Here is a 14,534-nt window from a genome sequence, read left to right as displayed (position 1 = left end):
CATCCGCATCACAGCTGCCACCAGCGCTTCTTGGGCGGGCGGCCCGAGAGCACCTGTTCCGTTGCGACCGTGGACGCCCCGCTCCGCTCAGGCACGCGATGATGCGTTTCACACTTGGAGAGCACCCACAGGCTGTCCTCCAGCTGTTCAAGGTCGAGGTAGGCAGCATCGAACCTTTCACAGGAGGCGCAGCGGACCCCCCAGTCGAACCTTTCCGAAAGGTGAAGAATGCCGTGACTCACCGCTTGAGTCTCGGCCGAGTGATAGGGCACCCAGCCGGTACGGAGTTCACCGCAGGTACACATCGCGCTGGCCTCCGGCCACCGAGGGGCGATGAACAGCTTCTCAGCCAGCCGCTCCACCGCCGGGCTGTCGCGTTGCACGTGCAGTTCATATCGGATACTCCCTGCGACACCAGGTCCACTCATGGTGTGCTCACCCCCTGCGGATCGTCGACCAGTTGAGCTCGCGTCAATCACGCCACCGTCATCGCCGTGACGGTTGACGCACCCTGAATTCTGCCGTGGGACACTGACCCCGCCATAGCGAACGAACACCAATGCGGTTGAGGCGGGTAGTCGATGAGCGTGCGTTTCGAGCAGGTTCCCCTTGTCGGAGCCGGCACCGGACCGGCGGAGGACGTGGATGCATGGTTGGCTTCGGCTGCCGTGCATGCGCTCGTCGAGGCATTTGCCGTCACGCCGGACGACCGGGCACTCCTGGATGCGCTGGCCACAGGCAAGGGGACGGCCGGTGAACGTCTTTCCGCACTGGACGGCTTCTCGGACCGCTGGGACACCCGCAAGGGCCTGGAGCGTAATCAGGCGCCCGAGTTGGAACTCAGCATCGAGCAGGAGGAGCTCGCCCTGGAAGCCGCCACCGCGCTCGGCCTGCGCGGTGGTGCCCGGCTGCGTTTCGACCACTACGACCACGTACTGGTCCTGGGCGGCCTGATCCGGGCCTGTCTGGTCCGGCCTGCGTACGCGGCACATCTGATCGGGACCGGGCGCATCGACGCGGGTTCGGTCACCGGACTGGGTGGCCACCGACCGTTCGTCGGTGACGAGTTCCAGCTCGCCGTCGAAGCCGGCGCACCTGAGCTCAAGGAAGAGTACGAGGCCATGGATTTCGGCATGCGCCGGGCGTTCGGCCTGTCCGAGCCGGAGTCGGTGGAAGGCGAGGTGTCCGAACTTCCGGGCGGCACTTGGGGTGTACGCCACTACCGCACCGGGGAGGGCGTCAAGGTCCACGTGGTCGCCGCACCCTCCTCCGAGCCCGGAACGCGCAGGGCCAACACGCCCGACTCGTACGACTTCTTCGCCCGACACGTAGCACAACTGTCGGCAGGTCAGCGGTTGTTGATGGTCACCACTCCGATCTACGTGCCGGCCCAGCACACGGCGGCGATCCGCATGCTGGCGCTCCCGTACGGGGTGGAGGTGGACACCGTGGGCAATGAACCGGGTGCCGTCCCCGGAGCTCCGGTCACCGACTTCAGCGCCACCAAGTACCTGCTCGAGGTGCGCTCCACGGTGCGCGCCCTGCGACAACTGACCGAGTCGTTCTAGTGACCTGAGTCAGAGATTCGTCGTTAGTCGGGTATGAATCGTCCGGGTCCGAAGATTCCGCCGTTGTCGGTCACTGATGCCCAGCGGGCGGTGTTGGAGGGTTGGTTGCGTCGCCGCACGACGGCTCAGGCTCTGGCTCAGCGGTCGCGGATCGTGCTGGAGTGTGCCGAGTGCCACTCGATCATGGAGGTGTCCCGCCGGCTGCGGATCACTCCGGACACGGTCCGCACCTGGCGGCGCCGCTTCATCGAGCGGGGCCTGGACGGCTTGTGCGACGATCCGCGGCCCGGTGTCCCACGGAAGATCACCGACGCCGACGTCGAACGGGTCATCGTCAAGACGCTCGAGGAGACGCCGAAGAACGCGACCCACTGGTCGACGAGGTCGATGGCCGCGGCCACGGGAATGTCGCAGTCGACGGTCTCGCGGATCTGGCGGGCCTTCGCGCTGGCGCCGCACCGGTCGCAGACGTTCAAGCTGTCCACCGACCCGCTGTTCATCGACAAGGTCCGCGACGTCGTTGGCCTCTACCTCGACCCGCCGGAGAAGGCGCTTGTGCTCTGCGTGGACGAGAAGTCGCAGATCCAGGCCCTGGACCGGTCCCAGCCGGTCCTGCCGATGGTGCCCGGTGTTCCCGAACTCCGCAGCCACGACTACGTCCGGGCCGGCACCACCACCCTCTTCGCTGCCCTCGAGGTCGCCAGTGGCAAGGTGATCGGATCCCTGCACCGTCGCCACCGGGCAGCGGAGTTCAAGAAGTTCCTCGCGAAGCTGGACAAGGAAGTCCCGGCCGATCTGCAGGTTCATCTGATCCTGGACAATTACGCGACCCACAAGACGCCCGACATCAAGCGTTGGCTGCTGGCGCATCCCCGGTTCCACCTGCACTTCACGCCGACCAGCGCGTCCTGGCTGAACCTGGTCGAGCGGTGGTTCGCCGAACTGACCCAGAAGAAGCTGAAGCGCGGCGTCCACCGCTCCGTCCAGGCCCTCGAACGTGACATCCGGGCCTGGCTCGCCGACTGGAACGAGCACCCCAGACCGTTCGTCTGGACGAAGACAGCCGACGAGATCCTCGACAAAGTCGCCGCCTACTGCCGACGAATCTCTGACTCAGATCACTAGCGTCTCCGTCCCTTCTCGCCGCACTCAGTCGGCGCTGTCACCGACGATCGCCGGTCCCGCGCGGCACGCCTCGAGTTCGCGTCGCGCGGAGGTCGTGCCCGGTCCGTTGCCTGTGGTGCTGTAGAAACTGAGGGCTTCATTCGCCTCGGTGACCGCTTCCTCGTATCGCCCCTGACCGCGCAGGGCTGCAGCCAGCAGGAGGTGGGCGCGTGCCTCGCCGAACCGTGCGCGCATGGGCCGATACAGCCGTACTGCTTCCTGGAGGGCCCGCTCGGCGGCGATGTGATCTCCTTGGCGGCTGCTGAGGTCCGCCGCCACAAGAAGGGCGTCCGGGTAGCCGTAGGGGCTGTACTTCTGAAAGCGCTCCAGGGCTTCATGGTGGAGGGCGACGGCGCGCTCCAGGTCTCCGTCCAGGGCCATGGCGGAGGCGAGGTTGTTCACGGCGTGGGCGATGCCCCGGTTGTCGTGGGCCGTACGGTAGAGATCGACCGCCCGCTTCAGGGTGCTGATCGCTCCGGTGTAGTCACCGTCGAGCCGCTGGATGACACCCATGAGGTTCAGGCAGCGGGCCTGACCGGCCGCGAAGTCGGCGTCCTCGTAAAGGGTGAGAGCGCGGCGCAGGTGAGCGAGGGCACGGGACCGCTCGCCGTCCATGCGGGCCGCCATGGCCAGGAGGTACTCCGCCTCGGCCGAACCGAAGCTGTCCCCCACCGATGCGTATTCCTCGATGGCCTGTACACAACTCGCGACGGACTGCTCCGGTCCTTCGACGGTGCGTTGCGGCGCGCTTGCCCGGGTCAGCATGTCGGCGGCGGAGACCGTGTCGCCCAGTTCGATGTAGAGAGCGCGGGCGGCGCGGAACTCGGCGAGGGACCGTTCCAGCTTCCCCTCGGTGCGGAGCGCGTCCCCGAACAGCCCGCGCAGATCTGCCACGGCACGGTGGTCCGATGCCGCTTCGGCGTCCTCGATCCCCTGCTCATAACAGGGAATGGCGTCCTTCGTGTGGGCCGAGAGTGACAGGTACATCCCCATGGCCCTGGGAATCCGCCAGACGTACGAGGTGTGTCGGTACCGAGCGGCGAGTCCGACGCATCCGAGCAGGTTCTGATGCTCGGCCTCGAACCACTGGAGCGACGCGGCCGGAGCGGAGACGTCAGGCAGCCGATGGTGCGCCGGCTCGGCCGCGTCATCCACCGGCCGGGCGGGCAGCTGCGCGGTACGGGCTGCCAGTGCCACCGCCAGGTAGTGGTCGACCAGCCGGCCGGCGGCCTGCCGCCGCTCCTCCCAAGGTTCCGTGGCCACAAGCTCGTCACGGGCTTGCTCTCTGAGCAGGTCGTGCAGACCGATGCGGGTCCTGCCGTGCTCGTTCACCAGGCTCTCCCGGATCAGAACACTGATCCCCTCCCGCGCTGCCGGCCCGCCACCCGCAAGCGCCTCGACAGCTCGGCGGTCCATTGTGTCCGGCGGGTGCAGCCCAAGGAGCCGAAAGAGCCTCTGATGCTCTTCCGCGAGTCGACGATAGGAGGTACGGAACGCCGTACGGACCGGTTGCGCCGTTCCTAATTTCAGCTGTTCGAGGCTCCCGTGCACCGAGGCGTCCTGCCGCGGGCCGGTCTCCGCTCGCTCCGCCTCCGCTCGTTCCGCCTCCGCTCGCTCGTTCTCCTCCGCCATCTCGTCCCGAATGTCGACGAGACTCCAGGTCGGCCGCCCCTTCGCGTAGGCGGCCTTCAAGCGGATTGCCAGCGGCAGGTGGCCACAGAGCCGGACCAGGTCCCGGACCGCGTCGGGTTCTGCCTCTGCTCGACGCCTTCCCACGATGCGGGTGAACAGTTCGACGGCAGCCTCCTCGTCGAACACGGCCAGTTGCTTCGGCACGCTTCCCTCCGCACCCAGTTCCTCCAGCCACCGGCGGCTGGTGACGAGTACGAGCACATGCCCGGCCCGCGGCAACAACTGCTCGATCTGGCCGAACGACTCGGCGTTGTCCAGCACGACCACCAACCGCCGGAGCCTCAAGGCGTCCTGCCACATCGAGGCCAGCTCGGTGAACGTACTGGCTTCCCTAGGTGGCCGCCCGAGGGCGGCGTGCAGAAGCGCGCGTAGAGCCTGTTCCTGGGTGAGCGGCTCGGCACCGGCGGTGTGTGCCTGCAGGTCGACGAAGTACTGGCCGTCCGGGTAACGGGTCGCGAATCGGTGAGCGAGACGGACGGCCAGCCTCGTCTTGCCCAGGCCCCCCATCCCGTAGACGGCCTGGACTACGGGGAGCCCGTCGGCGTACTCGATCTCCTCGCCCGCGTCGGCCAACTCGTCCTCGCGACCGGTGAAGTCTCGGATGTCGGCGGGAAGCGCACATGACGTACCCGGTACGACGGCAGACGTCTCGGGCACGTGCTGCCGGGGTTCGGGTACAGATTCAAGGGCTTCGGCGACCGCGCGGAGATGCCGGGCCAGAAGCCGGATCGGCAGCATCCAGGAAACTCGGGGGGCATCGGCGCCCGTACCGACGGTGGCGAGCGTGACGATGCCCGGGATCCGACCGTCGTCCTCCATGACCACGGCCGAGCCGCTGAAACCCGGCCGGATCTGCTCGCCGCGCATCCGACTGTCGTCCAGCTGGAACAAGCCCTGCGACAGGGTCTCGCCCATGATCTCCGCCCGCGCGTGCACCCCGTAGTTTCGATCCGAGGGGTATCCGAACGCTCTGACGACGGCACCTTCCGGGCATGCGCGGGTCAGCGGTGCAGCCGAAGCTTTCGGAGGGTGGGGCTCGTCGAGCCTGAGTACGGCCGCATCACCGCGCTGGGCGTCGTCGTACGGCCACCAGCCGTCCGGCTCGACACGTGCGGTGATCCACCCTGTCGACAGACCGGGGAAGTTGACGAGCACCGGCTCTCTGGGCCGGATGGTGACGTCGTCCGTCCCCACGGCGTCCCGGATCACATGGGCACACGTGAGGATGAGTCCTCCACCGAGATGCAGCCCACCGCCGCAGGCGACGCGGGCCTCACCCGCGATCCGTACCGACCACGACGCGAGATCAGTCATCCGAGGAGCCGGCTCCGGCCGTCCGGCCGCCAGGCCCCTGGAGCTCCGCCGCGGCGGCCCGGTCCCAGGTCATCTTCACCTTGAGGTGTCCCTCGGCCCCCGCCTCGGTGACCACTGCGCCGGTCTTCGCGTGGATGCGCACGCCGAACTCCACCTCCACAGCACTCGGGTTGACCGCCTGCAGGGTGCGCAGCGTGGTGGCAGCCGCGCGTGTGATGGGCTGCAGAGACTCGCGAAGCGTCCGGGCCGCCTCGACGACTCGATCGCCCACGTTCGACACCTGTTGAACACCGTTCGCATCGCGACTGAGCTCGACGACGAACGACCCCTCTTCGCCGTCCCCGATCGGCATGCGCAGCAGCTCAGTCATCCATCCCTCACCCGAGTCGTCCGGCAACATACGGTGAGTCATCATCCTGCTATGCCTCAACTTGCAGAAACAAGCGACAAGTTGGCCGTGCGACTGGACTGCTGGTCCAAGTGACGCAAAACCATTACCTCATTCCGGCCAAGCCACTGTCAGAGAACGGGGCCCCCTTCACTGCGGCCACACGATCCGCTGCCCGCCTGGGGATCCGGGCTCGGCCACTACCTCCAGGAAATGGACGCCACGCCTTCCGTCGTCCAGCCGGGGTTCCAGTGGGAAGTTCCACCCCGAAGTCCGTTCCCGGCCAGTCGAGTTCACGCAACGCTTCATAAAGAACACGCAGCGTGCGATACCGTCACGGAAAGCAAACGGCCCCCGCGACGGCTGCAACCGTCAGCGAGGGCCTGAACCACTAGTGGATGGACCTCCACCCGTGATCTACCGGCACAGTATCGCGCCCACGCGCGCCTTCACCCAGCTCTCCAACGAGCTCATCCGGCATCCCCGGCTCGATTCCGAGGCGTACCGGATCCTGACGTGGCAGCTCTCCCTGCCCGCCCACGCACCCGAGACCCTCTCCCGGACCGCCGAACGGACGAGGATCAAGGGCTGCGCCTTCACTCGCGCCAAGAAGCAGCTCCGGGACGAGGGCTATCTCCACGAGTGGCGCGTCCAGGGGGCCGGTGGACGTTGGACGACCCGGCAGTTCCTCTCCAGCGACCCGATGAGCCGGGAGCAGGCTCGCGCGATCATGAACGCCGGTCAGCCGCCCTCGGACGACGCCACCGCATCACCGCAGGTCGCACCGAGTCGTCAGCAACCGGCGGTCGGTCAGCCGGGTGGTCGGCCGACCGACGGTCATCCCTCCCATGGCGACAACACAGGGGAAACCACTTCCAACCATCCGGGGCCCGGCCTGCAGCAGCGTGCGCCTGAACCGATCTTGCACGTACGGATGTTGGCGGATTCGGGACAGCCCGAGTCGCAGGCGCCGGAGCCGGAGGAGCCCGAGTCGAAGGTGACGCCCGCGTCGATCGATGCCGCGCACGCTCTCGTCACCGGCTACCGCCTGCTCGACCCAGCCCTGCGCGGCATCCCCCGCGCCATGACCGCCGAGTTGACCGCGCTCACCGCCCGCTGGCTGGATGCCGGGCACACGGCCGCCGACCTCCGCACACACATCCTGCGCAGCCTGCCCTCCGACGGCACGCCCGTACGGCATCCAGGCGGGTTGCTGCGCTACCTGCTCGCCGACGTGCCACCCACACCTGAGCGGGGCCCTGTACGCGCCACCCGGCCACCTGTGGCCCCGGACCGCCCTCGCGTCTCCGCGCGGCTCAGCGCCTTACGGGAGTGCGAAGGTCCGCACCACACCCAGGCCCACCTGTTCCGGGCCGTAGCCGACGAGGATCTCTGTCCACGCTGCCGCGAAGCGGCCGACAGTCAGGCATGCGGTCCGGAGCTCTCGGCCGTCGACAGCTGGAGGGGATGACGACGGGCTAACGGCCGAGGAGTTCGAGTGCGGCCTTGACCGAGCCCAGGAGGGGTTCGCCGACGGTGCCGATGGTGGCGGCGATGGCCGCGAGGGCCATCAGGGAGCGGCGCCGTTCCGGCGGTGCCGTGGAGGCATCGGCGGCGGGGTCGCCCACGAGCGCGGGCAGCGCACCGTCGATGGAGGACCGGTCTTCGGCGGGTACGTCCCCGCGGAGCGCCTGCGCCAGTTGGACGACTTCCCTCAGCTGCTCCTCCAAGGTGCGCTGCGGCGCGTTGTGGTGGTGGACGATGCCCTGGTGGCCCTGGCCGCCGATGATGCTGACGCGGTCGCCGAACTGGAAGTCTCCGCTGGTCATTTGGCTACTCCCGTGTGGCCGGATCCGCCGTAGATGTTCACCGAGTCGCCGAACTGGTAGTTGCCGATGTTGCTGATCGACAGGGACTGGATCGTCGTCTGGAAGTTCGCGTCCGGCTTGTCGATCGTCTCGGCGATCTCGCCCACGAGAGCCTTGAGGCGGGTGGGCTCGCCGGAGACCAGGGCCGTGGACCGGCCGTTCGTCTCGATGGCGAGGACGTAGTGGCTGGAGGCGAAGACCACGGAGGCCATGTCGGCGATGAAGTAGAGCAGCAGTCCCACGGCCACCACCAGGAGGAGCTGCATCAGACCGCCGGGGCCCGAGTCGGAATCGGAATAGGAGGAGGACGAGCCTCCCGACGACAGGTCCGAGATCAGCGCCAGGACGAGGAGCGCGACCACGGTCACACCACCGCGCTTCAGGAACCGCAGAAACGCCTCGACGCGCCGCGGGGTCAGCAAGAAGGTGTAGACGCGGGTGATGTTCTCCAACGGATAGGCGGCGCCGTTCACCCAGAGCAGCCGCTTGCTGATGACCAGTTGGCCGCCCTGCGGGACCGAGGACGCCGAGGACGACGCCGAGGAAGCCGCCGCCAGAGCGCGCGACGGGTCCTGCCAGGGTCGGGGCGGCTGTCGGGGCGGCTGCTGTGACGATTGCTGAGGCGGTTGCTGAGGCGGTTGCTGGGGTGGTGGTGTCGAAGGCGTTCCCATGATGTCCCCCGTGGTGAAACGGCAGTGAAGGGCGCGCGATATGCGATATGGCATGTGCGCGTCATTCATTAGCCCTCTGGACACCCCGGCATACAAGGAGAGTTCAGGACCGTGGGGGCCCGGATCGCGCCACCGTCCCCGGCGGCGGGGCTAGCCGATCGCCTCCGCCGCCGCCCGCGCGAAGCCCGCCAGATTGTGCGGGCAGCGCCACACCGGCTCCGGGTCGGCGGCGGCGCCCGTCGCCTCGGTCAGGTCGTCCCACGTGTAGTCGTCGGACAGGCCGATCAGGAGCGTCAGGAGGGGTTCGAAGGCCTCCAGGTGGGTGTCCAGGTCGTCGTCGCACGGGTGGGCCCCGTGCGCGCACGGGGAGTCGGTGCGAGCGAGGGCCGAGAGCGCGGTCGTGACCTGGCGGGCCAGCTCGGGGTCCGGGTCACCGAACGCCGCGTAGCCGTACGTCCAGACGAGGCCGAAGGCGTAGAAGGCCGCGGCCGCCGGGTCGTACGGCTGGGCGGAGCGTGCTCGGGCGAGGCCGTTCAGGGTGTCGCGGAGGAGCTCGTCGGGGTCGCCCGGGAAGTAGCCCTGGTAGACCGACTCCCAGTCGCTGATCAGTTCGTCCGCGTTGTTGATGATCACGATGGGTAGGGACGTGTGGGCACCGGGGGTAGTTCCAGTTCCCTCAGACCTTGCCGCTGCGCTTGGGCTCCGAACGAAATGACGTGCTGTCGGGCTGAGTTGGCGGGTCAGCGCACGCCCGGTGCAGCGGGGAAGTCAGGGTTGACTGTTGTCTCGCCCAGGCTGAGGCTGATTCTCCGGAGTACTGCGCTGGGTCGGTTACGGGGCAATGGGGCCATGCTGTGAATCGTGACGCACGGGTCGAGCGGCCAGTTCTCGACATTGTCGGGATGGGTGCGCTCAACGTGGACTGGATCGCCGGGGCCACGCGCTTGTCCGACCGGATGGCCGACCAGGTGTCGGAGTCGACGGCACGCTTCGAGTGGAACACGGAAGGGGCGGTCGACGAGGAGACGATCGGCCATGTCATCGAGCGGCTGGGGCTTTCCTCCCTGGCCGCCTCGCTGGGCGGTTCCGCCTGGTTGACGATCTTCACGCTGGCACAGATGAATCTCGGTCTGCGGATGGGCTACGTCGGCGCACTGGGACGCGTCGAGGCGGCGGGGCTGTCCTTCGCCCGGCAGATGGACCAGTTGGGCATCGACCGCCGGTGGGTGGCGCGCTTCCCCCAACGGCGTTGCGGCGTATGCCTGTCGTACCTGGAGGACGCCGAGCGGGTCATGATGACGCACCCCGGTGCCAACCTCCTGATGGCCGACCACCTTCGCGAGAACGCGGAGGAGATCGCCCAGTACCTCGCCCGGGCGCGCCTGGTGCACGTCACCTCGTTCCTCGACGACACCACGCCGCCACTGATGCTGGAAGTACTGCGGCAGGCGCGCGGGATCAACCCCGACCTGTCGATCAGCTTCGACCCCGGGTACGACTGGGCCGCACACCGTACGGAAGCCATCGACGGCATTCTCGCCCTCAGCGATCTCGTGTTCCTGAACCATCGCGAGTTCAAGGCCCTCGGCGGATACGCGCCGGGCGAATCGGCTGACGTGCTTTCGCGCAGAGTGTTGGCCGGCTGCCCACGCGGAAGCACCCTGTTCGTCACCAAGCGTTACGACATGGTCGTAGCATTTCGGGAGACGGACAGCGGTGTGACCGGGCGGCGCTTCCAGTTGCGCCGGCCGCTGCGCGAAACGGACCTCGAAGACGCGACCGGGGCGGGTGACGTGTTCTCCGCATGCGTGCTGGCAGCCCAGGCCTCCAGGAAACTGCAGGTGGAACTGGGTTCCTTCCTGGGGCTGAGCCTGGCCCGCCAGCGGGCGGCACAGCGCCCCCACACCCGCAGAGCGGTCCAGGGAATGAATCCGGACGGCTTCCTGCAGTCGCCGGAGCTGTTGACCCGGGGGTCTCCACTCCACCAGGGACGATCCGTGTTGCTGACGTACGACGGCGGCACGCAGTGGGAGGATCTGCACCGCTTCCTGCAGCGTGACTGCGGTCTCTCGGTCCACGTGCTGCGCGCGGACGCGAGAGACGGCGGGGTGGACATGGTGGCACTGCGACGGCAGGTGGCCCGGTGCAACTTCGCCGTCTGCGTACTGTCGGCGGGCCGTCTCATGAAAGGCGGACGGCATCGCGTGAACGAGGACATGGTTCACCGAGTCGGCATGTTCCAGGGCTACTACGGGTTCGGGCGCGTGGCGATCCTCGCCGAGGAAGGTTACGAACCGTGGTCCAACAATGCCGGGCTCATTCGCATGGACTTCACACCGGGCCGGATGGACAGCACCTTCATGGAGCTGGAAAGGATGCTGGTCCGGGAAGGTTTCCTGGGCCTGGGGAGGCGAAAGTGAACGGTACGCCGGACAGTGGACCGACAACGCCGCGCAGCGGTTTCGCTCTGGACGTGGTCGGGATCGGTGCTCTGAACCTCGACTACCTCATCCACTCCGACCATGACTCCTCCGGTGCCCCGGGGGGTGACCGCGCCCCCCTGAGCGCCAGGATCGGCGCTCTGCTGGAGGACGGCCGCGTCCTGCCCGAGTGGGGCACCGAGGCCGCCGTGGACGAGGCGACCGTCTATGCCGCCCTCGAAGCGGTCAATCCGTCCGCGCTGCAGACCTCCCTCGGCGGTTCGGCCTACAACGCCGTCAGCGCGCTCGCGCAGATGCAGCTCGACCTGCGGCTGGGCTATGTGGGGGTCGCCGGCCGGGTGCCCGGGCCCGGTCTTTCCGCTGTGCAGCAGTTGGATCTGCTCGGCGTGGACCACCAGTTCGTCTTCCGTGACGACGACCACCTGTGCGGTGTGTGCTTCGCCTTCACCGAGGAAGGCGAGCGCACTCTGTTGACGCATGCGGGCGCCAATGCCGCCATGGCGGACCACATCGAGGCATCGTTCGAGGACCTCGTCGCCTACCTGGCATCGGCTCGCGTCATCCACGTGACCTCGTTCCTGGACGAACGCACGCCGGGCCGGCTCCTTTCCGTCCTCGAGGAAGTGAAGCGGGTCAACCCGAATTCGCTGATCAGCTTCGACCCCGGTCATGTGTGGAGCCACCGCCCCACGTCCGACATCACGGCGATGGTCGCCCTTTCGGATTTCCTGTTGCTCAATCACAGGGAATTCAGGGAGCTCGGCTCCCGGTCGGAGGACGAGTCCGACGACATCACGGCCGCCCGGCTGCTGAGCCGGCTGAACAACGACCGAGGTGCGGTCATCGTCAAGCGGCGATCGGGCATCAGCGCCTGGCGCCGGCACGACGAGAAGGTGGTCAACGACTTCTATCCCCAAGTCGTCCTGTCCGAGGACGAGATCGAGGACGCCACGGGGGCCGGAGACGTGTTCGCCGCGGGCCTGCTCTCCGTGCTGACCGCCGATCGTCTGCAGATCGAGCTCGGTTCCCTCCTCGGCATGACGCTGGCCCGGGAGAAGCTCCGGTATGTCGGGAGTTACGGGCACCACCAACTCGCGGGCATCGCGCAGAACTTCATCCGCACCATGGACGCCTCGCGGCACAACGGCCCCATGGGAGTGTTCGTCGCCCATGGCAGGAGCCCTCAATGGCTCGCCGTGAAGTCCTTCGTCGAGGAGCGCTTCGGCGTTCCGGTCTACTCCTTCGAGTCCGATTCGTGGGGCAGCCGCCCGGTCACCGAGGCCCTGACCGAGTACATGGACCGTTGCAGCTTCGCGGTCTGTGTACTGACCGCGGAGGACGCGACCGGTGACGGTCAGCTGGTCGCGCGGCAGAACGTGGTGCACGAGATCGGACTCTTCCAGGGATACCGCGGGGTCGATCGCGTACTCGTGCTCGTCGAAGAGGGCTGTGACTCCGCTCCCGCGGCCGCGGCGGATTTCACGGTCACGTTCCCGCGCCATGCGATCGGCCAAGCCCTGTGGCCCTTGCAGCAGGCGCTGCAGAACAACGGGTTCGAGCATGTCTAGACACGCGTACCGCGGCATCCGGCCGCCTCGGGAACAGGGCCTGCCATGGTGAAGCTCGCGACCACCGGCCACATGGACGTGTCCGCGAACGGCATTCCGCTCGTTCGCCGGGCGCTCGACGGGCTGCTCTCCCACTACGACGGCCAGGAGCTGCTGGGTTTCTCCTGCGTCGCGCCGGGGGCCGACTCCGTCTTCGCCGATGCCCTCCTCCGCGCGGGCGGCCGCCTCGTGGCGGTGATCCCGTCCCGCGACTACCGCAGCACACAGGTGGGCGCGGAGCACGCGGCCACCTACGACCGGCTGCTGGCCGCCGCGGACGAGGTGGTCGTCATGCCCTACGAGTCGGCCGGCCGGGCCGCGTACGAGGCCGCCAATGCCGAGCTTCTGCGCAGGGCCGAGCGCCTCGTCGCGATCTGGGACGGTTCACCGCCGACCGGCAAGGGAGGCGGGACGGCGGACGTCGTCGCGAGCGCCCGGGCCGCCAGGATGCCGGTGGACGTGATCTGGCCCACCGGCACCACACGAGCGTCCGCGCTCCGCTGACCCCTGCCACTCACCGCAGCATGGTCACGAATCCCACGACGTACGCGGCGGCGAAGCCGACGGGCACCCACTGCTCGACGTAGGAGAGCTGAAGGTACTTGCGCCAGTCGCTGCCGCCGCCCAGCAGACCCCATTCCGCGCGCGAGTACGCGTAGGCGGGCAGTCGGTCCTCCAGGGCGCCGATCACGGCCCACTTCGCCGAATTGAGCTGCCGGTACGAGCGGATCAGCGCGAACCACGACACGCACATGAGGAGCAGCACGATCAGCCCGACGATGAGCGCTCCCACCGGAATATCCGACTCCGCGCCCGGCAGGACGGCCGCGAGGAGCGTCACGAGCAGGCTGTTGACGGTGAGGAAGAAGGTGTTCGCCGTGTTGCGCCGCGCGCTGACCCGGTCGGCCATCTCGACACACAGCTTGTACTGCTCGATCAGGGCGCTCTGGTAGGGCTCGGACGAGTCCGCGTACTGTGCCGGTCCCACCCGGGTGTTCCACAGTCGCTCACTCACACTCGGATCCCGCACGGGTGGAGGGGTGCGGGGCGGGTCGGGCACACCGTCACCGATCCGGAGGGCACACACGCCTCGCCACCGCCTTCCGCTCGTGCCGCGTCACCGCTGGAGCGCCGGGAGCGCCGCGTTCTGCCACGCCGTGACCCGCCTGACGATGACGATCAGAAGCAGGCCGGCCGCCACGATGAGCAGGGTGAGGACGGTGTCGAGTTGAGCGGCGGACAGCACGTCCTGCTCGCTCTCGATCTCCGATGCCACGTTGCGCTGGATCGGGCTGAGCAGCAGCGCGACGAGGTAGCAGGCCCACCAGCTGCCGAGCAGTGCGGCGGGGGCCTGGCGCCGTGGCGAGCTGGCCCGCCAGATGTCCGTCGTGACCTGGTACGGGATCCACAGGTTCGCCACCGGGGTCCACCAGCTGCCCACCGTCCAGCCGCGGGTCCTGCGATGCGCGGCGGCGCCGCTCATGAGCTCGGAGTTGATCCGGGCCCGCCAGAGCCAGACGAGAAAGGCGATGCCCGACGCTGCTCCGACCAGGATCCACCCCGCGGTCGACCCCACCTTCGCGATGAAGTCGGAGTCCGCCGCGAGCAGCTCCTCCGCTGTCGCCTTTCCCGCCAGGAAGTCGTGGATGAGGAAATAGAGGCGCCAGTTTCCGAACGTGACCAGGAGCTGCCAGGCCAGGTGCAACGCGATCAGGACCGTCGCGACGGTGGCCGCACCGGTCACCTGCCTGGGCTGGTCTGTCGCCGGCGCGCTCGGGCCCGCCGGCCTGCCGTGTCCCACGTTGTCCATGTTCCTCCCCC

The 14,534-nt window shown here is 68.1% G+C and carries 14 protein-coding genes; 6 read left to right on the top strand and 8 right to left on the bottom strand.

All coding sequences use genetic code 11. The features are described from left to right. Positions 1-8: 8 nt before the first annotated feature. A complete protein-coding gene (locus ACIBTU_RS10125; RefSeq protein ID WP_399125525.1) occupies positions 9-383 on the bottom strand; it encodes a hypothetical protein in 375 nt (124 codons plus the stop codon). Positions 384-581: 198 nt separating this feature from the next. Between ACIBTU_RS10125 and ACIBTU_RS10120 the strand changes: the two genes are divergently transcribed. Both ACIBTU_RS10120 and ACIBTU_RS10115 read left to right on the top strand, forming a co-directional pair. Beyond that, entirely contained in the window at positions 582-1,568 is a 987-nt protein-coding gene (locus ACIBTU_RS10120) for a hypothetical protein (RefSeq protein WP_399125524.1), read from the top strand. Positions 1,569-1,601: 33 nt separating this feature from the next. Further along, positions 1,602-2,693, top strand: a complete 1,092-nt coding sequence (locus ACIBTU_RS10115; RefSeq protein WP_399125523.1) for an IS630 family transposase — start codon at positions 1,602-1,604, stop codon at positions 2,691-2,693. Between the two features lie 24 nt (positions 2,694-2,717). On the opposite strand, the gene ACIBTU_RS10110 is transcribed toward ACIBTU_RS10115, so the two are convergent. Together ACIBTU_RS10110 and ACIBTU_RS10105 are read right to left on the bottom strand one after the other, a co-directional pair. Further along, entirely contained in the window at positions 2,718-5,738 is a 3,021-nt protein-coding gene (locus ACIBTU_RS10110) for a tetratricopeptide repeat protein (protein ID WP_399125522.1), read from the bottom strand. Continuing rightward, entirely contained in the window at positions 5,731-6,108 is a 378-nt protein-coding gene (locus ACIBTU_RS10105; RefSeq protein ID WP_399125521.1) for a CU044_2847 family protein, read from the bottom strand. The genes ACIBTU_RS10110 and ACIBTU_RS10105 overlap by 8 nt, the downstream gene beginning before the upstream one ends. Before the next feature lie 430 nt (positions 6,109-6,538). Between ACIBTU_RS10105 and ACIBTU_RS10100 the strand changes: the two genes are divergently transcribed. Continuing rightward, a complete protein-coding gene (locus ACIBTU_RS10100; protein WP_399125520.1) occupies positions 6,539-7,597 on the top strand; it encodes a hypothetical protein in 1,059 nt (352 codons plus the stop codon). 7 nt (positions 7,598-7,604) lie between these two features. Here the strand turns inward: ACIBTU_RS10100 and ACIBTU_RS10095 are convergent, their stop codons facing one another. The 3 genes from ACIBTU_RS10095 to ACIBTU_RS10085 form a co-directional block, all read right to left on the bottom strand. Then, positions 7,605-7,955: a hypothetical protein gene (locus ACIBTU_RS10095; RefSeq protein ID WP_399125519.1), complete on the bottom strand. Its 351-nt coding sequence runs from the start codon at positions 7,953-7,955 to the stop codon at positions 7,605-7,607. Further along, positions 7,952-8,665 carry a DUF6232 family protein gene (locus ACIBTU_RS10090; RefSeq protein ID WP_399125518.1) on the bottom strand — a complete coding sequence of 238 codons (714 nt, stop codon included), beginning with the start codon at positions 8,663-8,665 and terminating at the stop codon, positions 7,952-7,954. Before ACIBTU_RS10090 ends, ACIBTU_RS10095 begins: the two co-directional genes overlap by 4 nt. A 150-nt stretch (positions 8,666-8,815) precedes the next feature. Continuing rightward, positions 8,816-9,298 carry a hypothetical protein gene (locus ACIBTU_RS10085; protein WP_399125517.1) on the bottom strand — a complete coding sequence of 161 codons (483 nt, stop codon included), beginning with the start codon at positions 9,296-9,298 and terminating at the stop codon, positions 8,816-8,818. 269 nt (positions 9,299-9,567) lie between these two features. On the opposite strand from ACIBTU_RS10085, the gene ACIBTU_RS10080 reads away from it, so the two are divergent. Genes ACIBTU_RS10080 through ACIBTU_RS10070 form a run of 3 tightly spaced genes read left to right on the top strand, consistent with a single transcriptional unit; the run spans position 9,568 to position 13,217 of the window. Further along, a complete protein-coding gene (locus ACIBTU_RS10080) occupies positions 9,568-11,085 on the top strand; it encodes a carbohydrate kinase family protein (protein WP_399125516.1) in 1,518 nt (505 codons plus the stop codon). Then, a complete protein-coding gene (locus ACIBTU_RS10075) occupies positions 11,082-12,674 on the top strand; it encodes a PfkB family carbohydrate kinase (RefSeq protein ID WP_399125515.1) in 1,593 nt (530 codons plus the stop codon). Before ACIBTU_RS10080 ends, ACIBTU_RS10075 begins: the two co-directional genes overlap by 4 nt. Positions 12,675-12,719: 45 nt before the next feature. Further along, entirely contained in the window at positions 12,720-13,217 is a 498-nt protein-coding gene (locus tag ACIBTU_RS10070; protein ID WP_399125514.1) for a hypothetical protein, read from the top strand. 10 nt (positions 13,218-13,227) lie between these two features. Here ACIBTU_RS10070 and ACIBTU_RS10065 read toward each other — a convergent pair whose 3' ends face one another. Then, positions 13,228-13,728, bottom strand: coding sequence for a hypothetical protein (locus ACIBTU_RS10065; RefSeq protein ID WP_399125513.1), 501 nt, complete (start codon positions 13,726-13,728; stop codon positions 13,228-13,230). A gap of 102 nt (positions 13,729-13,830) precedes the next feature. After that, positions 13,831-14,523: a DUF4328 domain-containing protein gene (locus ACIBTU_RS10060; protein ID WP_399125512.1), complete on the bottom strand. Its 693-nt coding sequence runs from the start codon at positions 14,521-14,523 to the stop codon at positions 13,831-13,833. Positions 14,524-14,534: the final 11 nt, after the last annotated feature.

The sequence above is a fragment of the Streptomyces sp. NPDC050145 genome, from assembly GCF_044460245.1.
In the GTDB taxonomy this organism is placed as follows: domain Bacteria; phylum Actinomycetota; class Actinomycetes; order Streptomycetales; family Streptomycetaceae; genus Streptomyces.
Note: the sequence above shows the minus strand (reverse complement) of the source record. Positions and strands in the feature narration are given on the sequence as shown.

Coding starts and splice junctions, on each gene's coding strand:
- ACIBTU_RS10110 (WP_399125522.1), bottom strand. CDS start 5,738: ATGACTGATCTCGCGTCGTGGTCGGTACGGATCGCGGGTGAGGCCCGC.
- ACIBTU_RS10070 (WP_399125514.1), top strand. CDS start 12,720: ATGGTGAAGCTCGCGACCACCGGCCACATGGACGTGTCCGCGAACGGC.
- ACIBTU_RS10105 (WP_399125521.1), bottom strand. CDS start 6,108: ATGACTGAGCTGCTGCGCATGCCGATCGGGGACGGCGAAGAGGGGTCG.
- ACIBTU_RS10120 (WP_399125524.1), top strand. CDS start 582: ATGAGCGTGCGTTTCGAGCAGGTTCCCCTTGTCGGAGCCGGCACCGGA.
- ACIBTU_RS10095 (WP_399125519.1), bottom strand. CDS start 7,955: ATGACCAGCGGAGACTTCCAGTTCGGCGACCGCGTCAGCATCATCGGC.
- ACIBTU_RS10080 (WP_399125516.1), top strand. CDS start 9,568: ATGGGTGCGCTCAACGTGGACTGGATCGCCGGGGCCACGCGCTTGTCC.
- ACIBTU_RS10115 (WP_399125523.1), top strand. CDS start 1,602: ATGAATCGTCCGGGTCCGAAGATTCCGCCGTTGTCGGTCACTGATGCC.
- ACIBTU_RS10060 (WP_399125512.1), bottom strand. CDS start 14,523: ATGGACAACGTGGGACACGGCAGGCCGGCGGGCCCGAGCGCGCCGGCG.
- ACIBTU_RS10090 (WP_399125518.1), bottom strand. CDS start 8,665: ATGGGAACGCCTTCGACACCACCACCCCAGCAACCGCCTCAGCAACCG.